Annotated in this window: 17 protein-coding genes; 12 read left to right on the forward strand and 5 right to left on the reverse strand. The window is 62.4% G+C overall.

The window, feature by feature from the left end; translation table 11 throughout:
- Positions 1 to 7: 7 nt before the first annotated feature.
- Positions 8 to 934 (reverse strand): NAD kinase, encoded by a 927-nt coding sequence (locus CAP2UW1_RS02495; protein WP_012807296.1) that lies wholly within the window; start codon positions 932 to 934, stop codon positions 8 to 10.
- 75 nt (positions 935 to 1,009) lie between these two features.
- Here CAP2UW1_RS02495 and hrcA point away from each other — a divergent pair, with 75 nt between their 5' ends.
- Together hrcA and hemH are read left to right on the forward strand one after the other, a co-directional pair.
- The gene (gene hrcA, locus CAP2UW1_RS02500) at positions 1,010 to 2,038 is read left to right on the forward strand and encodes a heat-inducible transcriptional repressor HrcA (protein ID WP_012807297.1); all 1,029 of its coding nucleotides are present in this window, start codon (positions 1,010 to 1,012) and stop codon (positions 2,036 to 2,038) included.
- A complete protein-coding gene (hemH, locus tag CAP2UW1_RS02505; RefSeq protein ID WP_012807298.1) occupies positions 2,038 to 3,141 on the forward strand; it encodes a ferrochelatase in 1,104 nt (367 codons plus the stop codon). The genes hrcA and hemH overlap by 1 nt, the downstream gene beginning before the upstream one ends.
- Before the next feature lie 37 nt (positions 3,142 to 3,178).
- Here the strand turns inward: hemH and CAP2UW1_RS02510 are convergent, their stop codons facing one another.
- Positions 3,179 to 4,531, reverse strand: coding sequence for a protein kinase domain-containing protein (locus CAP2UW1_RS02510; protein ID WP_012807299.1), 1,353 nt, complete (start codon positions 4,529 to 4,531; stop codon positions 3,179 to 3,181).
- Positions 4,532 to 4,709: 178 nt separating this feature from the next.
- Here CAP2UW1_RS02510 and grpE point away from each other — a divergent pair, with 178 nt between their 5' ends.
- From grpE to CAP2UW1_RS02530, 4 genes are all read left to right on the forward strand, one after another.
- Positions 4,710 to 5,276 carry a nucleotide exchange factor GrpE gene (grpE, locus tag CAP2UW1_RS02515; protein ID WP_012807300.1) on the forward strand — a complete coding sequence of 189 codons (567 nt, stop codon included), beginning with the start codon at positions 4,710 to 4,712 and terminating at the stop codon, positions 5,274 to 5,276.
- Positions 5,277 to 5,372: 96 nt separating this feature from the next.
- Positions 5,373 to 7,301 carry a molecular chaperone DnaK gene (dnaK, locus tag CAP2UW1_RS02520; RefSeq protein ID WP_012807301.1) on the forward strand — a complete coding sequence of 643 codons (1,929 nt, stop codon included), beginning with the start codon at positions 5,373 to 5,375 and terminating at the stop codon, positions 7,299 to 7,301.
- 69 nt (positions 7,302 to 7,370) lie between these two features.
- Positions 7,371 to 8,492, forward strand: a complete 1,122-nt coding sequence (gene dnaJ, locus CAP2UW1_RS02525; protein WP_012807302.1) for a molecular chaperone DnaJ — start codon at positions 7,371 to 7,373, stop codon at positions 8,490 to 8,492.
- Between the two features lie 181 nt (positions 8,493 to 8,673).
- Positions 8,674 to 9,816, forward strand: a complete 1,143-nt coding sequence (locus CAP2UW1_RS02530) for an ABC transporter substrate-binding protein (protein WP_012807303.1) — start codon at positions 8,674 to 8,676, stop codon at positions 9,814 to 9,816.
- A gap of 64 nt (positions 9,817 to 9,880) precedes the next feature.
- Here the strand turns inward: CAP2UW1_RS02530 and cysS are convergent, their stop codons facing one another.
- Positions 9,881 to 11,254: a cysteine--tRNA ligase gene (cysS, locus tag CAP2UW1_RS02535; RefSeq protein WP_012807304.1), complete on the reverse strand. Its 1,374-nt coding sequence runs from the start codon at positions 11,252 to 11,254 to the stop codon at positions 9,881 to 9,883.
- 108 nt (positions 11,255 to 11,362) lie between these two features.
- Between cysS and CAP2UW1_RS02540 the strand changes: the two genes are divergently transcribed.
- The 4 genes from CAP2UW1_RS02540 to recQ all read left to right on the forward strand — a co-directional run bounded on the left by CAP2UW1_RS02540 (position 11,363) and on the right by recQ (position 15,370).
- Positions 11,363 to 12,355 (forward strand): nuclear transport factor 2 family protein, encoded by a 993-nt coding sequence (locus CAP2UW1_RS02540; RefSeq protein WP_012807305.1) that lies wholly within the window; start codon positions 11,363 to 11,365, stop codon positions 12,353 to 12,355.
- 60 nt (positions 12,356 to 12,415) lie between these two features.
- Positions 12,416 to 13,006, forward strand: coding sequence for a peptidylprolyl isomerase (locus CAP2UW1_RS02545; RefSeq protein ID WP_012807306.1), 591 nt, complete (start codon positions 12,416 to 12,418; stop codon positions 13,004 to 13,006).
- Positions 13,003 to 13,494, forward strand: a complete 492-nt coding sequence (locus CAP2UW1_RS02550; RefSeq protein WP_012807307.1) for a peptidylprolyl isomerase — start codon at positions 13,003 to 13,005, stop codon at positions 13,492 to 13,494. The genes CAP2UW1_RS02545 and CAP2UW1_RS02550 overlap by 4 nt, the downstream gene beginning before the upstream one ends.
- Positions 13,495 to 13,555: 61 nt before the next feature.
- On the forward strand, positions 13,556 to 15,370 hold the full coding sequence (recQ, locus tag CAP2UW1_RS02555) for a DNA helicase RecQ (RefSeq protein WP_012807308.1): 1,815 nt from the start codon (positions 13,556 to 13,558) through the stop codon (positions 15,368 to 15,370).
- Between the two features lie 11 nt (positions 15,371 to 15,381).
- Here recQ and CAP2UW1_RS02560 read toward each other — a convergent pair whose 3' ends face one another.
- Positions 15,382 to 16,914, reverse strand: a complete 1,533-nt coding sequence (locus CAP2UW1_RS02560) for an FMN-binding glutamate synthase family protein (RefSeq protein ID WP_012807309.1) — start codon at positions 16,912 to 16,914, stop codon at positions 15,382 to 15,384.
- A gap of 59 nt (positions 16,915 to 16,973) precedes the next feature.
- Between CAP2UW1_RS02560 and nadC the strand changes: the two genes are divergently transcribed.
- Both nadC and CAP2UW1_RS25265 read left to right on the forward strand, forming a co-directional pair.
- Positions 16,974 to 17,831: a carboxylating nicotinate-nucleotide diphosphorylase gene (nadC, locus tag CAP2UW1_RS02565; RefSeq protein WP_012807310.1), complete on the forward strand. Its 858-nt coding sequence runs from the start codon at positions 16,974 to 16,976 to the stop codon at positions 17,829 to 17,831.
- 35 nt (positions 17,832 to 17,866) lie between these two features.
- Positions 17,867 to 18,004: a hypothetical protein gene (locus tag CAP2UW1_RS25265; RefSeq protein WP_012807311.1), complete on the forward strand. Its 138-nt coding sequence runs from the start codon at positions 17,867 to 17,869 to the stop codon at positions 18,002 to 18,004.
- A 74-nt stretch (positions 18,005 to 18,078) separates the two neighbouring features.
- Here CAP2UW1_RS25265 and thrC read toward each other — a convergent pair whose 3' ends face one another.
- Positions 18,079 to 19,566: a threonine synthase gene (thrC, locus tag CAP2UW1_RS02570; protein ID WP_012807312.1), complete on the reverse strand. Its 1,488-nt coding sequence runs from the start codon at positions 19,564 to 19,566 to the stop codon at positions 18,079 to 18,081.
- Positions 19,567 to 19,586 lie beyond the last annotated feature (20 nt).

The raw sequence follows: 19,586 nt of genomic DNA on the forward strand, positions 1-19,586 counted from the left end.
GAATCGCCTAATGTTCCTTGGGTCGCTCGCTCCAGTGCAGCTTCTCACGCAGCATCGCGAAGTAACTGTGACCGGGAGGGTGGAGCAGGCAGATGGAGTATTCGGAGCGCCGGATGCGCACGGTGTCGTCGTTGCGCAGATCGACGGTTACCTGCCCATCGAAATGTGCACGCGAATCAGTGGCATAGACAACGCGGATTTCGATTTCCTTGCGATCTCCGACCAGGATCGGCCGGTTGGACAGCGCATGCGGACACAGTGGCACCAAAGCGATCGCGGACACCTGCGGATGCAGGATCGGGCCGTTGGCCGACAGCGCATAGGCCGTCGAACCGGTCGAGGTGGCGACGATCAGCCCATCCGAGCGCAGGTGGTAGATGAACTCGCCGTCAATGAAGAGCTCGAACTCGATCATCCGGCCGGTGGCTCCCTTGTCGACGACGACATCGTTGAGCGCCAGATTGGCGAAGACGCTGCGTTCGTCGCGCAGGATCTCGGCATCGAGGAGCATGCGGACTTCGGGAACGAACTTGCCGTCCAGCAGATCGTCCATGCAGGTCAGCATGTCGCTGCGCGCGATATCGGTCATGAAACCCAGACGTCCCTGATTGACGCCAACCAGAGGTACGCGGTAACGCGCGAGCTGTCGTGCCGCGTTGAGCATCGTGCCGTCGCCACCGACGACGATCGCCATGTCGGCATGCGCGCCGAGCCAGGGAAAACTGCCGCTCGCCCAACTCCTCAGGTCGAGCTGGGACACCACATTGCGGGCCGTTTCTTCCTCGATCAGCACGGTCATGCCACGCTCGTGCAGGTATTTCGCCAGCAGGCGAATCGATTCGGCTATTTCCGGACTGTGGTACTTGCCGATCAGCGCTATTGTTCGGGGCAGGTGTGCGCATTCGGGCGACGCTTGCGGAAAGGCGTTGTTCATGGGGCGAATTAAACCACAATTCAGCTTCCTCCCGCGGCGCCCCGCTAACGACCGATTTTTTGTAGAATCGAAGCCATGCTAGACGAACGCGCCAAAACGCTGCTCAAGACGCTGATCCAACGCTACATTGCCGAAGGACAGCCGGTTGGCTCGCGCGCCCTGTCGAAGCATTCCGGACTGGACCTGTCAGCGGCGACAGTGCGCAATGTGATGGCCGACCTTGAAGACATTGGCCTGATCAGCAGTCCGCACACCTCTGCCGGACGCATACCGACTTCCCGTGGCTACCGCTTCTTTGTGGACAGCCTGCTCACCGTCAGGCCGCTCGACAAGGAAAAGATCGACGCCATCGAGGGCCAGTTGTTCGCCTCGCAACCGCGGCAGTTGATCAGCAACGCTTCTCATCTGCTGTCCGGGCTGAGCCATTTTGCCGGCGTCGTCTTGAGCCCGCGCCGTCTCGTACCGACGATTCGCCAGATCGAGTTCGTCAGCCTGTCGGAGAAGCGTATTCTGCTGATTCTGGTCACCGCCGATGGCGATGTGCAGAATCGTCTACTCTTCCCCGGGCGCGCCTACAGCCCGTCCGAACTGGTTACCGCGACCAACTACCTGAACCAGCATTTCGTTGGTCACGACTTCGAGCACATCAGGGGTCACGTCCAGCAGGAGTTGCAGAAGCTGCGCGGCGATCTGCAGGCACTCATGGCCGCGGCGCTGGCCGCCGGCGACGAGGCCATGCGACAGCCTGACGACAGGTATGTCATTTCCGGCGAGCGCAACCTCCTTGATGTCGAGGAGTTCTCGTCCAACATGCAGCGAGTTCGCGAATTGTTCAACCTTTTCGAGCAGCGTACTTCGCTGATGCAGTTGCTCGACCTGTCGCATCGCGCCGACGGGGTGCAGATCTTCATTGGCGGCGAATCGGGGCTGGCTCCCCTTGACGAATGCAGTGTCGTCACCGCTCCTTACGAGGTGGATGGACAGGTGGTCGGTTCGGTTGGCGTTATCGGTCCAACTCGCATGGCCTATGAGCGCGTGATCCCGATCGTCGATATCACCGCCAAGCTCCTTTCCTCGGCGCTTACCTTCCACGCCCACTGCTGATGCCAAGCTATCTCACCGAGCCGACCTACCGTCACGGCTCGCCGGCGCTGACCGGCGTCCTGTTGATCAACCTGGGGACGCCCGAGGCGCCGAGTGCGCCCGCGGTTCGTCGCTACCTCGGCGAATTTCTGGCGGATCCACGCGTGGTTGAAATTCCCCGCCTGCTCTGGTGGGCGATTCTGCATGGAATCATCCTCAACGTCCGACCGCGCCGATCGGCCGCGAAGTACGCGTCAGTGTGGACCAGCGAGGGCTCACCGCTGAAGGTGCATGTCGAGCGTCAGGCCAAGCTGCTGCGCGGGCGTCTCGGACTCGCCGGCCAGCAGGTGCGGGTGGATTACGCGATGCGCTACGGTGAGCCGTCGATTCCGGCAACGCTTTCCCGTCTCAAGGCCGCCGGGTGCACGCGCTTGCTGCTGCTGCCCCTGTATCCTCAGTACGCGGCCAGTACCACGGCCACGGCTATCGACGCTGCCTGCGCCTGGTTGCAGACTGTCCGCAACCAGCCGGAAGTACGCACGGTCAGGAGTTTCGCCGACCACCCGGGCTACATCGAAGCCCTGGCCGCCAGCGTTCGCGAGCATTGGGCGAGCAATGGCCGGCCGACCAGTTCGTATCGCCTGGTCATGAGTTTTCACGGGCTGCCGCGCTATGCACTCGATCGGGGAGACCCCTACCACTGCGAGTGCCAGAAGACCGGCCGCCTGTTGGCCGAGGCACTCGGTCTGGCCCAGGAGCAGTACCAGATCTGCTTCCAGTCGCGTTTCGGCCGTGCCGAATGGCTACAACCCTACACGGCGCCGACCCTCAGGGCGCTGGCCAGGCAGGGGGTGCAGAAGGTTGATGTGATCTGCCCCGGGTTTCCCGCGGACTGCCTGGAGACCCTCGAAGAGATCGCCATCGAGGGCAAGGCCACCTTCATCGAAGCGGGCGGCAGGGAGTACAACTATGTGGCGTGCCTCAACGAGCGCGACGACTGGATCCGTGCGCTCGCCGACATTGCCGCCAGCCACCTGCAGGGCTGGCCGACGACGACTCCGCCCGACCTTTCCAGCCTCGAACTCAGTGCCTTGCGCGCCCGCGCCCTGGGCGCACCTTCCTGACTCTCGCGATGGGGACTCAGGGCCGCGGCCGGGCCCCTTACAGGAGTTCGAGCGGGGGATTCAGGCCGAGACCGGACGCCGAGAGACTGCCTTGTACGGCCGTCTGACCACTTAGCGATGTCAGCGCCCGGTTCGCTTCGCGCAGGCGCGCGAGCACCTGGACGAGCAAGACATTCTTGAAGCGATCCTGCAATTCGTCCGAACCCAACTCAAGCGCGGCGCTGTTGATTTCCAGGAACTCGGTTGGTTCGAGAGTCACTACCGTGGCATGACGCCGCGAGTCGCTCGGGTGGAGGAATGCCATCTCGCCGACGACCTCGCTCGCGCCAAGCCGGCAGATCATCCGCCCGTTCGACGACACCTCGACGAAACCGTCAATAATCACGCCGAACTTGCGGTGGCTCTCACCTTCACGGATCAGCACCACTTTCTCAGCCATTCGTTGCCAGCGGCTGATCCGCAGGACCTCCCACAACTCGATATCTTCGAACTCGGCGAAGAACGGCAGCTTGCGCAGGGTTTCAAAACGGGCAAGATCGCGCTCGGTCTCATCTTCCTCGAGCATCTGGTAGCGTACGGCGGAGAGATCCTTGGCGAACTCGGCACCGCTGCGGTAGCGGTTGTAGAGATCCTTCTCCAGCGCCTTGCGGATGATCGGGTCCAACCCTGGCGGCAGGTTGGGGTTCAGGGCACAAACCGATGGCGCATCCATGTTGACGATCTTGTAGACCAGGGTCGCCGCGTTGTTCGCCCGATAGGGGAGTCGCCCAGTCAGCAACTGGAACAGGAGGACCCCGAGCGAGTAAAGATCGGTCTTGTGATTGAGCGGGTAGTTCTTGACCTGCTCGGGGGACATGTAGGCAGGCGAGCCGACGCCCATGACGAAAGTGGAGTCCTTGCCCATGTCCTTGTGCAGGTACAGGCCCAGGCCGAAATCCGTGATCTTCGGATTTTCGTTGGCATCGATCATGATGTTGGCTGGCTTGATGTCGCGATGGACGACACCTTGGCGGAAGGCGTGATCGAGCGCCAGACAACATTTGAAGATGATGCCAATCACGCGGTGCATCGGCAGCAGGCGATTGATCGCGCAGAACCGGTCGAGCGCACCACCGTCGACGTACTCCATGACCAGATAGGCCTGATCCTTTTCCACGACGGCATCGTAGACCTTGACGATGTTCGGATGCTCCAGTCGCCGTCCAATCGAGTCCTCGGTCTGGAAAATCTTGCGCAGACGCCTCGACATGGCGGCGCTATCCTCGCCGAAACGGATCAGCTTGATCGCGACCTGGCGATTGAGAGCCGGATCTCGGGCCAGATAGACGACCGCCGTCGCGCCCTTGCCAAGAGGGCGGATGATCTCATACTTGCCGATCTTTTCCGTCATGCCAGCCCACGCTCCATCGAAGACCTCCGACAACTGGAATGCTAGCAGCAGTACGGCACCCCAAACCAGTCATTATGCGCGAAATGGCATCCCGGTTGACAGCGATTGGCGCACGCGAAGGCTTGAAATTCTCGAAACCGCCCCAAGGTAACGGACGTTTTCTGGGAGATGACCAATCATGCAAGTTAACGACAACGAACCCGTAGATATCCCTGCGCCGCCGGAGGCGCCAGAGGCCGTGGCAGCCAGTGCGGATGTCGATGCGGCGCCCGCCGCGGATCAGGCGCCGGTTCTGGAAGAAAGCCTGCGACAGGCCGAACTCAAGGCGGCGGAATACCATGACGCGTGGTTGCGCGCCAAGGCCGAAGCGGAGAACGTGCGCCGTCGTGCGCAGGAAGACATCGTCAAGGCCTCAAAGTACTCCATTGACCGCTTTGCCCGCGAACTCCTGGCCGTCAAGGACAGCCTCGAGGCGGCACTGAGCACCGAAACCCTGACCGTCGACAGTGTCCGCTCGGGAACCGAATTGACACTCAAGCAACTGGTGGCTGCGTTCGAAAAATCGGCATTGACCGAGATCAATCCGTTGGGCCAGAAGTTTGATCCGCATCATCATCAGGCCATCAGCGTCGTCGAGTCGCAGCAGGAACCCAACACCGTCGTCACCGTCCTGCAGAAGGGCTATCTTCTGGCCGACCGCGTCTTGCGTCCGGCACTGGTCGTCGTTGCCAAGTCAACGACTTGAAATATCAGGCACAGTCCCCAAGTCGCGTTCATTGGCGGGCATTGTGGCCGTTGGCGAATGCTTCACACATCACAGAAACATTGAAAGGATTCTAGAATGGGCAAGATCATCGGCATCGATCTGGGCACGACCAATTCGTGCGTTGCCGTCATGGAGAATGGCAAGCCGAAGGTCATCGAGAACTCCGAAGGAGCGCGCACGACACCGTCGATCGTCGCCTATGCCGAGGACGGCGAGATTCTCTGCGGCGCGCCGGCAAAGCGTCAGGCGGTGACCAATCCGAGGAACACGTTGTACGCGGTCAAGCGCCTGATTGGTCGTCGCTTCGAAGAGAAGGAAGTGCAGAAGGACATCTCGCTGATGCCCTTCAAGATCCTCAAGGCCGATAACGGTGATGCCTGGGTCGAGGTGCGTGGCAAGAAGATTGCTCCGCCCCAGGTCTCGGCCGAAGTGCTGCGCAAGATGAAGCGGACCGCCGAGGATTACCTTGGCGAGGAAGTCACGGAAGCAGTGATCACCGTGCCCGCTTATTTCAACGACAGCCAGCGGCAGGCGACCAAGGATGCCGGCCGGATTGCCGGACTCGAAGTCAAGCGCATCATCAACGAGCCGACGGCGGCGGCGCTGGCCTTCGGCATGGACAAGAAACAGGGTGACAAGAAGATCGCCGTCTACGACCTCGGCGGCGGGACTTTCGACATCTCCATCATCGAAATCGCCGAGGTTGAGGGCGAGCACCAGTTCGAGGTGCTGTCGACCAACGGCGACACCTTCCTGGGTGGCGAAGACTTCGACCAGCGGCTGATCGACTACATCATCGACGAGTTCAAGAAGGAATCCGGCGTCAACCTGAAGGCCGACGTGCTCGCCCTGCAGCGCCTCAAGGACGCTGCCGAAAAAGCCAAGATCGAGCTTTCCTCAGGCCAGCAGACCGAGATCAACCTGCCGTACATCACCGCTGATGCCTCCGGGCCCAAGCATCTGACGCAGAAGATCACCCGCTCCAAGTTCGAGTCGCTGGTCGACGAACTGATCAATCGCACCATCGAGCCGTGCCGTATCGCCCTGAAGGATGCCGGCTGCAAGATTGGCGACATCGACGACGTCATCCTCGTCGGTGGTCAGTCGCGGATGCCCAAGGTGCAGGAAGCCGTCAAGGAGTTCTTTGGCCGCGAGCCGCGCCGTGACGTCAACCCCGACGAGGCCGTCGCCGTCGGCGCATCGATCCAGGGTGGCGTGCTGCAGGGCGAAGTCAAGGACGTCCTGCTGCTCGATGTGACGCCGCTGTCGCTGGGAATCGAGACTCTCGGCGGTGTGATGACCAAGCTGATCAAGAAGAACACGACCATCCCGACCAAGGCGAATCAGGTCTTTTCGACAGCCGACGACAACCAGTCGGCGGTGACCATTCACGTGCTGCAGGGCGAACGCGAGATGGCCGCGGGCAACAAGAGTCTGGGCCAGTTCAATCTTTCCGACATCCCGCCGGCACCGCGCGGCATGCCACAGATCGAGGTGACCTTCGATATCGACGCCAATGGCATTCTGCATGTGTCGGCCAAGGACAAGGCGACCGGCAAGGAGAACAAGATCAAGATCCAGGCGTCTTCCGGTCTCAACGAGGAGGAGGTGCAGCGGATGGTGCGCGACGCTGAACTGCACGCCGAGGAAGACCGCAAGGCGCATGAACTGGCGGAAGCGCGCAATCAGTGCGACGGCATGATCCATACGGTGAAGAAGTCCATGGCCGAGTACGGCAAGGAACTCTCCGACAGCGAGAAGGCTTCCATCGAAGAGGCGATGAAGGAGGCCGAGGAGGCCATTCGTGGCAGCGATCTCGACGCCATCAAGGCGAAGAGCGAGGCACTCGGAACGGCAGCGCAGAAGCTGGGCGAGAAAATGTACGCCAAGCAGCAGGCGAACGCGGCTGGTGCCGAGGGCGGAGCGGGTACTGCCGGCGAGCCCAAGAAGGACGATAGCGATGTCGTCGATGCCGAGTTCACCGAAGTCAAAGACAAGAAGTAGGCATCTGCCGCAGAGGGCGAGGCGTATAATCGCGCCTCCCCTGCCGCCACATAAACTGTTCGAGAACCGATGGCTAAACGCGACTTTTACGACATTCTCGGCGTCAATCGTGACGCGGCCGATGACGAAATCAAGAAGGCCTACCGCAAGCTGGCCATGAAGTACCATCCGGATCGCAATCCCGACAATCCCAAGGCCGAGGATCACTTCAAGGAAGTCAAGGAAGCCTATGAGGTACTCACCGACCCTCAGAAGCGCGCGGCCTACGACCAGTACGGCCACGCCGGTATCGATCCGCAGGCCGGTATGGGTGGGGCGGCCGGCGCCGGGGGCTTCTCCGATGCGTTCGGCGGCATCTTTGACGAGATCTTCGGTGGCGGTCGTGCTGGGCGGTCGAACATCTATCGCGGTGCCGACCTGCGCTACAACCTCGAAGTCACTCTCGAGCAGGCGGCGTTCGGTACCGAAACGAAGATTCGCATCCCGACCATGGAGGTTTGCGATTCATGTCGGGGCAGCGGCGCGAAGGCCGGTACTCAGCCGAAGACCTGCCCGACCTGTCAGGGCAGTGGTCAGGTGCGGTTGCAGCAGGGGTTCTTCTCGATTCAGCAGACCTGCCCGAAGTGCCATGGTACGGGGCGCTTCATTGCCGAACCCTGTGCGGCATGCCATGGTGCCGGCCGCGTCAAGCAGCACAAGACTCTGGCAGTAAAGATTCCTGCCGGGGTCGACGAGGGCGATCGCATCCGTCTGTCCGGCGAAGGTGAGCATGGCATCAACGGCGGACCGTCAGGCGACCTCTACGTGCAGATTCACCTGAAAGCGCATCCCGTTTTTCAACGCGAACAGAACGATCTGCATTGCGAGATGCCGATCAGCTTCACGACCGCCGCCCTGGGGGGCGAGATCGATATTCCCACGCTCGATGGCGCAGCGAAGATCCGGGTTCCCGCCGAGACCCAGTCGGGAAAGACCTTTCGCTTGCGCGGCAAGGGTATCAAGGGTGTGCGCAGTCACACTCACGGTGACCTGCTGTGCCACGTCGTCGTGGAAACGCCGGTGCATCTCACCGAGCGCCAGAAGGAACTGTTGCGCGAACTCGAGGAGTCGAGTCGGGAGAACTCGGATCAGCATAACCCGCGTGCCAAGTCCTGGATGGACAGGGTGCGCGACTTCTTCGCAGCCACCTGACGCGGGCTTCCTTGCGTCGCTTGTCGTCACAGGCCTTGGCTGGGCTGTGGTGGGGCTTGAACGCAATCGGCCTGGCGGGATCGTGTAAGGAGGGTGTCAGCTTTCTTCGCCATTCTCCGATGGTGGTGGCGATGGCCGGAATCCCGGCCACGGCTCCCGCATGCTACCGGAGGGCGACGGGATGAGGTATGCAAGGGCTCTGCTGTTTGGTGTGTTGAGCTGGATCGGTTGTGCTCTTGGCGGCGAAATTGGGGTCACCGACAACAGCATCCTGATCGGCATGACCGCGCCGTTGTCCGGTACCAGCGGTGCTTACGGGCTGGACATGAAGATGGTCATCAACGCCTACTTTCGTCAGATCAACGAAGGTGGCGGCATCCACGGCAGGAGGCTGGAGCTGCGGGCCCTGGACGATGGTTACGAGACCGAGAGGGCCGTCAGCAATACCAGGGCATTGATCAGCAACGAACGGGTGTTCGTCCTGCTGGGATCCTACGGATCGAGCCCGACGACAGCTGCGATGAACGAGGTCTTCGGGGTCGCCCGCGTCCCCCTCATCGGGGCCATTTCCGGTGCCGATTCACTTCGCCAGGCGCCCAGGGACAACTCCAACAATCGCTACATGTTCAACGTGCGGGCCAGCTACGCGAACGAGACGGAAGCCATCGTCAACCAGCTCGTTTCGCTAGGCATCAAGAACATCGCGGTTTTCTACCAGAACGATGGTTTCGGCAGGTCCGGTCTCGACGGAGTGGTCAGCGCGCTCAGGACGCACAATCTGGCGCCGGCGGCAGTGGCTACGGTTGAGCGCAACTCGATTGAGGTCAGCCCGGCAGTACAGGCGATCGCCAAGGCCAATCCGCAGGCGGTGGTCATGGTCACCCTCTACAAGGCGACCGCCGCGTTCGTCCGCGAGATGCGCCAGGCCAGGCAAACTCCACAGTTCATGACCCTTTCGCCCGTCGGCGCCGACCTGCTGGTTCAGGAACTCGGCGACGAAGCCCGTGGCGTCGGCATCTCGCAGGTCATGCCCTACCCGTGGAACGATACGATACCGCTGGTGCGTGAGTACCAGAAGCTTCTCGGCAAGCAGGGCAAGCCCTCTTACTTCGGTGTCGAGGCCTATGCCATGGCAAGAGTTCTCGTCGACGCGATCCGCAAGACTGGCAAGGATCTCACTCGCGAAAAGCTGATCAGCACGCTCGAAAGCATGCAGAACCACGACCTCGGGGGTTATCGCGTGAGCTACTCGGCCAATGATCGGCTCGGTTCGCGCTTTGTCGACTTGACGGTCATCGGCAGCGGCGGCCGCGTGCTGCGTTAAACGCTCCTGACGAGACAAGTGCTCATGCCGGGGCGGGCCCAGTAGTCGCAAGCTCCCCGGGCCGTCAGGCACGACGCCAGCGAGTTCCGCTGGCGCCATCCTCGAGAACCACGCCTGCCGACAGCAGGTCGGCCCGGATTCTATCCGCCGCCGTGTAATCCTTCTGCGCCTTGGCGGCTGCCCGTTCACTGATCAGGGACTCAATCTGTTCGGCGGTCAACTCGCCGCCCTCGCTTGGCGCCGCCTGCAGGAACACCTGCGGGTCGCGTCCGAGCAGGCCAAGCAGGCCGGCCAGCCCGCGCAGCTGCCCGGCGAGAGTCGCGGACTTGCTGCGATTGAGTTCAGCGGCCAGATCGAACAGCACCGCGCACGCTTCTGGTGTGTTGAAGTCGTCGTCCATGGCGTCGCGGAAGCGTAGCGCGTGCGGCTCATCCCAGTCGATGGAAGGCGGGTCGGTGTTTGCCGTTCTGAGTGCCGTATAAAGCCTGCTCAGCGCCTGCCGGGCGTCATCGAGGTGGGTGTCGGAATAATTGAGCGGACTGCGGTAATGCGCGCGCAGGATGAAGAAACGGAGTACTTCGGGATCGTACTTCCTGAGGATTTCCTTGATGGTGCAGAAATTGCCGAGCGATTTCGACATCTTCTCGTCATCGACACGAACGAAGCCGTTGTGCATCCAGTAGTTGACGAAGCGACATTGGTGCGCGCCTTCCGACTGCGCGATCTCGTTCTCGTGGTGAGGAAACTGGAGATCCTGCCCGCCACCGTGGATGTCGAAATGCTCACCGAGCAGAACCGAACTCATTGCCGAGCACTCGATATGCCAGCCGGGTCGGCCATCGCCCCATGGCGACGGCCAGGAGGGCTCTCCTTCCCTGGCATGTTTCCAGAGCACGAAGTCCAGCGGGTCTTCCTTGGTGCCATCGACGTCGACGCGTTCGCCGGCCCTGAGGTCGTCAAGCGCCTTGCCCGAGAGCTTGCCGTAGCCAGGAAACTTGCGAACGGAGAAATTCACGTCGCCATCGGGAACCTGGTAGGCAAGGCCGTTCTTCTCGAGCCGGCCAATCAGCTCGAGCATCTGCGGCACGTACTCGGTGGCCCGCGGCTCGTGATCCGGCTTCTCGACCCCGAGTGCCGCCGCGTCGTCATTCATGAAAGCAATGAAACGATTCGTCAGATCCCCGATGCTTTCCTTGTTCTCGAGTGCGCGCTTGATGATTTTGTCATCAATGTCGGTGATGTTGCGGACGTAGGTTACGCGCAGCCCGCTGGCGCGCAGCCAGCGTTGGACCAGATCGAAGACGACCAGAACGCGCGCATGACCGAGATGGCAGTGGTCGTAAACAGTCATTCCGCAGACATACATGCGGACGCTGCCGGGAGTGATCGGGACGAAGTCCTGCTTTGCCCTCGTCAGCGAGTTGTAGATTTTCAGCATTGTTCGGGCTCACGAGAGTGCGCCGGGCAAACAGAGGGGCCGGCGGAGCGCTTTGGTTTCGACGCACTTCTTGCTAGAATTGATCGCTTGAGTGACATCCACCGCAGCATGACCAAGTATACCACATCGATGCTCCCCAGCTCTCCGAAGCCTCTGAAGGCACCCCTGCTGGCCTTGTTCCTCGGGCTGCTCCTGAGCTGTGCGGTCTCGGTGTTCGCTGCCGACGACCTGCCGGAGGTGCAGCGCCTGATGAAACAGGGGCAGTTGCCACAGGCTCTCGAAAAGGTCGACGCTTATGTCGCCGGCAAGCCAAAGGATCCACAGGGGCGCTTCCTCAAGGGTCTTATCCTGACCGAGATGGGCCGCTCGGCGGAGGCGATGGCGGTGTTCGGCAAGCTGACCGAAGACTTTCCGGAGTTGCCCGAGCCTTATAACAATCTGGCGGTACTGCACGCGCAGCAGAAGCAGTACGAGAAGGCCCGCACGGCGCTCGAGATGGCGATCAGGACGCATCCGGGCTATGCCACGGCGTACGAAAATCTCGGCGACGTGTATGCCAAACTGGCCGGCCAGGCCTATGAGAAAGCGCTGCAACTCGAAGCCTCGAACAAGGGGGCGCGCAGCAAGCTGTCCATGATCCGCGAACTGACCGGCAATCCGGCGAGCGCAGCGATCAAGCCGGGTGGCGCGTCACGACCAGCGGGCGAGCCCGTGAAGACGGTCACTGCCGAGGCGAGGAAGGGGGGCGCGCCCTCGCCAGCCGGTGATGAGGCGGAGGTGAGGAGGGCGCTTGAGGATTGGGCCGGTGCCTGGTCTCGCAAGGAGGTCAAAGCCTATCTCGACTTCTACGCCCCCGATTTCCAGACGCCGGACGGCCTGTCTCGCCAGGCGTGGGAAGCCGATCGCGCTCAGCGCATCGGCAAGCCGGACAAGCTGTTGATCGAGCTCGATGACGTCAACGTGATCGTGGAGGGCGACCGGGCAACCGTCAGGTTCCGGCAGCGTTACAGTTCGCCGACCGCGAAGGGATCGGTCGGCAAGACGCTCATCTTCATGAAGTCGCGCGGGAAATGGCTGATCCAGCAGGAAAACACCGCCTGACCGGCAAATCCGGCGGCCCTGTCTTCCCACCTTCGGCGCAAGACGCCACCTGAGAAAAGTATGCAAAAAAGTCGCTTGATGCCGCGCATCCTCGTCCTCGTCGCTGGCGCGGCGCTTTCCCTCGCCGCTCTCGCGGCGCCTACCATAGAGATGCAGACGAGCATGGGGAAGATCGTGATCGACCTCGATTCCGAGAAGGCGCCGCGGAGCGTCCAGAACTTCCTGCAGTACGTCAACGAGGGCTTCTACAACGGCACCGTTTTCCATCGCGTCATTCCCGATTTCATGATCCAGGGTGGCGGTTTCACGGTGGACATGGAACAGAAGCCGACCCCGCGCAAGGTCGAAAACGAAGCCAGGAATGGTCTGAAGAACGATCGCGGCACGCTCGCCATGGCCCGTACCGCCGACCCCAATTCGGCGAGCTCGCAGTTCTTCATCAACCACAGGGACAACGCGTCGCTCAACTATCCCTCGCCCGACGGCGCCGGCTACGCCGTTTTCGGCAAGGTCACGCAGGGTATGGACGTGGTCGACAGAATCGCCAGGGTGGCGACCGGCAACCGCTCCATGCACCAGAACGTTCCTCTTGAGCCGGTCATCATCCAGTCCGTCAAGATCATCCCTGACGAGAAGCAAGGAAAACCATGATAAAGCTGCACACCAGTTTTGGCGTTATCGGTATTGAGGTGGACGCCGAGAAAGCCCCTCTCTCGGCCGCGAACTTCCTTTCCTACGCCGCCTCCGGCCACTACGACAACACCATTTTTCACCGCGTCATCCCGGGCTTCATGGTACAGGGCGGTGGTTTTGCGCCCGGCATGAAGCAGAAGCCATGCGGAGCCCCGATCAGGAACGAAGCAGACAACGGCCTCAAGAACGATGCCTACACGGTGGCCATGGCCCGCACGGCCGACCCGCACTCGGCCACCGCGCAGTTTTTCATCAACGCGGTGGACAATGATTTCCTCAATTTCCGTGCCCCCAACGCGCAGGGTTGGGGCTACTGCGTGTTCGGCAAGGTGGTCGAAGGGACCGACGTGGTGGACAAGATCCGGCTCGTCAGGACGGGCACTTCGGGTTTCCATAGTGATGTGCCGGTCGAGGACGTGCTGATCGAGCGCGCCGAAGTCTGCTGAACGCGACGGCCAGCCGTCTTGATCGTGTGCGCCGGCGCCCCGCTCTAGGAACGCTCGCGCCGTGATCTCGCCGGCTGCCGAGATCCTGCGCCGGGTTTTCGGCTATCCGGCGTTTCGCGGCGAGCAAGCAGCGATCGTTGACCAGATCGTCGGTGGCGGCGACGCTCTGGTCCTGATGCCGACCGGCGGCGGCAAGTCTCTGTGCTATCAGATTCCGGCCCTTCTGCGGCCGGGAGTTGGCGTTGTCGTTTCGCCGCTGATTGCCCTGATGCAGGACCAGGTGGATGCCTTGCGACAGGTTGGTGTGCAGGCTGCCTACCTGAACTCCTCGCTGGACTTCCGGGCGGTGGTGGACACCGAGCGCCGGTTACAGGCCGGCGAACTCGACCTGATTTACGTCGCGCCTGAACGTCTACTTACCGACCGCTTCATCGGCCTGCTCGAGCAGCTCATCGCGCGCGACCAGGTCTCACTGTTCGCGATCGACGAAGCGCATTGCGTTTCGCAATGGGGGCACGACTTCCGCCCGGAGTACATCCAGCTCTCGCAGTTGCACGAGCGCTTCCCCGGCATTCCGCGCATCGCCTTGACGGCGACAGCGGACCAACTGACACGGCAGGAGATCGTCAGCCGCCTCAGCCTCGAGGACGCGCGCCTGTTCGTTGCCAGTTTCGACCGGCCAAACATCCGCTACACCATCGTCGAGCGCGACAATCCGCGCAGGCAACTGCTCGCCTTTCTCGGCGTCCATGGCGGTGCGGCCGGAATCGTCTATTGTCTGTCGCGCCGCAAGGTCGACGAAACCGCTGCCTGGCTCAACGCCCAGGGCGTGACGGCCTTGCCCTACCATGCGGGGCTGGCGGCTGCCGACCGCCAACGCCACCAACAACGTTTCCTGCGCGAGGATGGGGTGGTGATGGTGGCCACCATCGCTTTTGGTATGGGCATCGACAAGCCCGACGTGCGTTTCGTTGCCCACCTTGACTTGCCCAGAAGCCTGGAAGCCTATTATCAGGAGACCGGGCGCGCCGGGCGCGACGGCGAAGCGTCGGAAGCGTGGATGACCTATGGACTGAATGACGTGGTGATCCACCGCCAGATGATCGAGGACTCGGCGGCGCCTGTAGAACAGAAACGCGTCGAGCGACAGAAGCTCGACAGCATGCTCGCCTACTGCGAGTCGGCGAGGTGCCGCCGCGTTGTGCTCCTCAATTACTTTGGCGAGGCGACGACGCCCTGCGGCAACTGCGATGTGTGTCTCGATCCGCCGGTGGTCTGGGACGGCACGGTGGTGGCCCAGAAAGCGCTGTCGGCAGCCTTGCGCACCGGCCAGCGTTTCGGTGCCGGACACCTGATCGATATCCTGCGCGGCAAGACTACCGACAAGGTTCTGCAGTTTGGGCACGATCGCCTGCCGACCTTTGGAGTTGGCGCGGACATGGACGATACCGGCTGGCGATCGGTGTTTCGGCAACTTCTGGCTGGCGGCCTGCTCGAAGCCGACGCCGCCGCTTGGGGCGCGCTGAAACTGACGGACGCCGCGCGTCCGGTGCTGAAGGGGGAGAGCCGGCTGCAACTGCGTCGCCAGCCAGCCCGCCCGCAGGGCAGGCTGGCCAGGACGAAGACGGCGACGACCCGCAGCAGCCTGCCGACGAACGATCCGCCGCTGGTCGCCACGCTGCGCCAGTGGCGGAGCGAGAAAGCCCGTGAGCAGGGTGTCCCGGCCTACGTCATCCTGCACGACCGCACACTTTACGAGATCGCCGAACTGCTCCCGAATTCCCGGCAGGCACTCCTCTCCGTGCCGGGTATTGGCCTGGCCAAGGCGGAGCGTTACGGCGAGGAACTGCTGGCGATCGTCGCCGGAAGTGCCTGAGCGCGACCTCGTCAGACCTGTGACGCAGGCACCAGGGGCGGTCGGGCAGCGTGGCAGTTGCCTGGGCCAGACTCGCGCCGTGTCGGATACGGGCGCAGCACGTCGAGCGCGACGCTCTGCCCCGACGGCTGCACGATGCGGACATGCTCACGCCGCAGCCCGCGGGCGTGCGGCAGACCACAGGAGTGGGCGATCATCTCCACTTCCTTGTTCATGTTCCGGCAGTAGGAGGCGACGCGCGCGGCCTTGTCCTCGACGACCAGGCCGCGCTGCAGGCGCGGGTCGTGTGTGGTCACGCCGGTGGGGCAGGTATTGGTGTGGCAGCGCAGAGCCTGGATGCAGCCCAGGGCGAACATGAAGCCGCGTGCCGTATTAACGAAATCGGCACCGGCAGCGAGCGCCCAGGCGACGCGGGCCGGAGTCACCAGCTGGCCGGCGGCGATCACCCGTATCCGATCTCTCAGACCGCTCGCGATCAGCGCGTCGACGACCAGCGGCAACGCTTCGTCGATCGACAAGGCCATGTGATCGGCGAGCGCCTGCGGCGCTGCGCCACTGCCGCCCTCGCCACCATCGATGGTCAGAAAGTCAGGCGCCGCCTGCAGGCCGCGCCGCGCGACCGCTGCTGCGAGATCCTTCAGGAACTGATCGCCGCCAATGGCCGTCTTGACGCCAACCGGCTTGCCCGTCAGCGCCCGCACATGCTCGACGAGGTCCAGTAGCTGGTCGATGTCGGCAATGTCCCGGTGGCGGTTCGGGCTCAGCGAATCCCGACCCTCGGGGATGCCGCGAATGGCCGCAATCTCGGGCGTCACCTTGTTGCCCAGCAGGACGCCGCCCTTGCCCGGTTTGGCTCCTTGCGACAACTTGATCTCGAAGGCCCGCACGGTCGCTTGCGCGGCCAGTTCGCACAGGCGTGGATCCGACAGGTGGCCGTTCTCGTCGCGTACGCCGTACTTCGCGGTACCGATCTGGAAGATGATGTCGCAGCCACCGTCCAGATGTCCGGGTGACAGGCCGCCCTCTCCGGTATCCAGCCAGCAGCCGGCCGAGGCGGCGCCGCGCGACAGTGCGCGCACGGCCGGCCGGGAAATCGCGCCGAAACTCATGGCGCTGATGTTGACCAGAGACCGGCCGGCAAACGGTGTCGCGCAATACCCCTCGCCGATCATCAGCGCCGGCGAGGGTTGCTGTTCCTCGTCGAGAACCGGGAAGGGGGCATTGACGAAGATCAGCGCCCCTGATTCGTGAATCCGGTAGGTCGATCCGAAGCCGATAATCCCGCCCTCGTTCTTCGCCATGCGGTACACCCAGCTGCGCGTTGCCCGGTCGAACGGCATCTCCTCACGATCGCCGAGAAAGAAGTACTGGCGGAAATACTCGCCGAGACGCTCGAAGAAGTAGCGCAGGTGACCGACCAGCGGAAAGTTGCGCAATACGGCATGCTTCTCCTGGGTGACATCCTGCACGTACAGATAGACCATCGTGCCGATGACGAAGAGGGCGAGGAGCGCGCCCAGGCTGGCAAGCAGTAGGTCGAACATTGACGGCTCCCTTCGGTGTTAGAATCGGCCACTCCGCTTGCTAGTGTACGGGATTTGTCATGACCTTTGCAGCCTTGCTCGATGCCGAGATCGAGCGCAACGTCATTGCCGCGCTGACCGAGGACGTCGGTAGCGGCGACCTTACCGCGCAACTCGTTCCGGCAGATCTGGTCAGTCGCGCCCAGGTCATCGCGCGCGAGAACGCCGTCCTTTGCGGCAGCGCCTGGTTCGCGCGCTGTTTCACCCGACTCGATCCAACGATCAGGATTGTCTGGCAGGCAGCGGATGGACAAGGTGTCGTTGCCGATCAACTGCTCTGCGAAATCGAAGGGCCTGCGCGTGCCTTGCTGACCGGCGAGCGCAGCGCGCTGAACTTTCTCCAGTTGCTCTCGGGCGTCGCCAGCAAGGCGCGGCAATTCGCCGACCTGGTCGCCGGCACGCGAGCGCAGGTGGTGGACACGCGCAAGACGATTCCCGGATTGCGTCTGGCACAGAAGTATGCGGTCAGTTGCGGCGGTGGCGGCAATCACCGACTCGGACTTTATGACGGGATCCTGATCAAGGAGAATCACATCCTCGCTGCCGGCAGCATCTCGGCGGCGCTGGCAAGTGCTGCGCAGCTTGCCGAGAAGGCGGCCGGCGTCTGCCAGTTCATTCAGATCGAAGTCGAAACCCTCGGCGAATTGCGCCAAGCCCTGGATGCCGGCGCGGCAATGATTCTGCTCGACAACATGGATCTCGACCAGATGCGCGAAGCGGTGGCTATTGCCGCGGGGCGTGCGATTCTCGAGGCTTCCGGCAACGTCAGCCTCGATACCGTGCGCGGCATTGCCGAAACCGGCGTGGATCGCATTTCAATCGGTGGCTTGACGAAGGATGTGCGGGCACTCGACCTGTCGATGCGTTTCCTGGCTTAGGCAATGGTCTGGACAACAAGAGAAGGGGTGGTTTGATGCTATTCGCGCTGTTCTACGTATTGGCTATCACGATTCTGATTCTGCACTTCACCGGGTTTCTGGCGAGGCACAATCTCGAATGGCTGGTGCTCGTGCTCGCCGCTGCGGTCTTTCCGGCCGTCATCTACCTCTAGGACGCCGATTCAGTCCGGTTCCCCCACCCAAACCGCGGCCGCCCGGCGCCTCCCGGCAAGCGACTCATCACCCTTCAGGCGTGGACGCCTTGCGCGATCAACTCTTTGACCGCGTCGACGCTCACGTCGATCACCGCAAACCGCTGCGGCAGGCTTTCGATGCCCTGCAGGCCGGGAGGCCTTTCGGGCTTGCACCCGAGGGCTTCGACGATCGTCTCCTCGAACTTTGCCGGCAAGGCCGTCTCGAGGACGACCATCGGCATCTCCGGCGTTCGCCACTCGCTCGCCACCTTGAGTCCGTCGGCGGTATGGGTATCGATCATCAGACCGTACTGCCCAAATGTCTGGCGGATCGTCGCCAGACGGTCGGCGTGCGTGCTCCTGCCCGAAACAAAGCCAAATTCGGGAAGGCGGGCAAAGAAAGGCGTGCCTGAAAGGTCGAAGCTGCCGCCAGCGTCGACCTCCGCCCACAGTCGGCGAATCACCGCCGGGTCGCGTCCAACCAGATCGAAGACAAAGCGCTCGAAGTTCGACGCCTTTGAGATGTCCATCGATGGACTCGACGTAGCAGAGGTCTCGGCAGCCGCGCGCGGCCGATAGACCCCGGTGCGGAAGAACTCGTCGAGCACGTCGTTTTCATTGGTGGCCAGGACCAGACGGCCGATCGGCAACCCCATCATGCGCGCTACGTGGCCGGCACAGATGTTGCCGAAGTTGCCGGACGGTACCGCAAAAGCGACCTGCTGATCGTTGCTGCCGGCGATGCCGCCGGTCGCCGCGAAGTAGCCCTTGAAGTAGTAGACGACCTGAGCGGCGACACGTGCCCAGTTGATCGAATTGACAGCACCAATCCGGTACCTGGCCTTGAAAGCGTGATCGTTGGACACTGCCTTGACGATGTCCTGGGCGTCGTCGAACATGCCGCGCACGGCTATGTTGTGGATGTTTTCATCGTGGAGCGAGTACATCTGCGCACGTTGAAAGGCGCTCATTCGCTCATGTGGGGAAAGCATGAAGACGCGCACGCCTTTCTTCCCCCGCAAGGCGTACTCGGCAGACGAACCGGTATCGCCGGAAGTGGCCCCGAGAATATTGATCTCTTCGCCCTGCCTGGCGAGAACGTATTCGAACAGATTGCCGAGCAACTGCATGGCCATGTCCTTGAAGGCCAGCGTCGGCCCGTTGGACAGTTCGAGGATCGCCAGCCCGGCTTCTCGCTGCGCCGGGTCGGGCGGTTCCAGCCAGCGCAAGGGCGTGATGTCGCTCGCCTGCGCACTGACACGCCCGTTGCCGTACGCCTCGGCAGTATAGGTACGCGCAACCAGGCGCGCCAGATCGTCGAGCGGGATATCGTCGATGAACTTGGTCAGTACGGCATGCGCCAAATCGGCATAGGCCATTCCCCGCCATTGATCGAGCTCGGTCCTGCTGACCTGCGGATAGTGGTCCGGCAGGTAGAGGCCGCCATCTGGAGCGAGCCCGCCAAGCAGAATCTGGCAGAAGGTCGGACCGGATGAATCCGCCGTGCTGGGGGGATTGCCGCGAGTCGAAATGTAGCGCATGGCGAGGACCGTGGGTGTGG

Source organism: Candidatus Accumulibacter phosphatis, from assembly GCF_000024165.1.
In the GTDB taxonomy this organism is placed as follows: domain Bacteria; phylum Pseudomonadota; class Gammaproteobacteria; order Burkholderiales; family Rhodocyclaceae; genus Accumulibacter; species Accumulibacter phosphatis.

Coding starts and splice junctions, on each gene's coding strand:
- CAP2UW1_RS02495 (WP_012807296.1), bottom strand. CDS start 934: ATGAACAACGCCTTTCCGCAAGCGTCGCCCGAATGCGCACACCTGCCC.
- hrcA (WP_012807297.1), top strand. CDS start 1,010: ATGCTAGACGAACGCGCCAAAACGCTGCTCAAGACGCTGATCCAACGC.
- hemH (WP_012807298.1), top strand. CDS start 2,038: ATGCCAAGCTATCTCACCGAGCCGACCTACCGTCACGGCTCGCCGGCG.
- CAP2UW1_RS02510 (WP_012807299.1), bottom strand. CDS start 4,531: ATGACGGAAAAGATCGGCAAGTATGAGATCATCCGCCCTCTTGGCAAG.
- grpE (WP_012807300.1), top strand. CDS start 4,710: ATGCAAGTTAACGACAACGAACCCGTAGATATCCCTGCGCCGCCGGAG.
- dnaK (WP_012807301.1), top strand. CDS start 5,373: ATGGGCAAGATCATCGGCATCGATCTGGGCACGACCAATTCGTGCGTT.
- dnaJ (WP_012807302.1), top strand. CDS start 7,371: ATGGCTAAACGCGACTTTTACGACATTCTCGGCGTCAATCGTGACGCG.
- CAP2UW1_RS02530 (WP_012807303.1), top strand. CDS start 8,674: ATGAGGTATGCAAGGGCTCTGCTGTTTGGTGTGTTGAGCTGGATCGGT.
- cysS (WP_012807304.1), bottom strand. CDS start 11,254: ATGCTGAAAATCTACAACTCGCTGACGAGGGCAAAGCAGGACTTCGTC.
- CAP2UW1_RS02540 (WP_012807305.1), top strand. CDS start 11,363: ATGACCAAGTATACCACATCGATGCTCCCCAGCTCTCCGAAGCCTCTG.
- CAP2UW1_RS02545 (WP_012807306.1), top strand. CDS start 12,416: ATGCAAAAAAGTCGCTTGATGCCGCGCATCCTCGTCCTCGTCGCTGGC.
- CAP2UW1_RS02550 (WP_012807307.1), top strand. CDS start 13,003: ATGATAAAGCTGCACACCAGTTTTGGCGTTATCGGTATTGAGGTGGAC.
- CAP2UW1_RS02560 (WP_012807309.1), bottom strand. CDS start 16,914: ATGTTCGACCTACTGCTTGCCAGCCTGGGCGCGCTCCTCGCCCTCTTC.
- nadC (WP_012807310.1), top strand. CDS start 16,974: ATGACCTTTGCAGCCTTGCTCGATGCCGAGATCGAGCGCAACGTCATT.
- CAP2UW1_RS25265 (WP_012807311.1), top strand. CDS start 17,867: ATGCTATTCGCGCTGTTCTACGTATTGGCTATCACGATTCTGATTCTG.
- thrC (WP_012807312.1), bottom strand. CDS start 19,566: ATGCGCTACATTTCGACTCGCGGCAATCCCCCCAGCACGGCGGATTCA.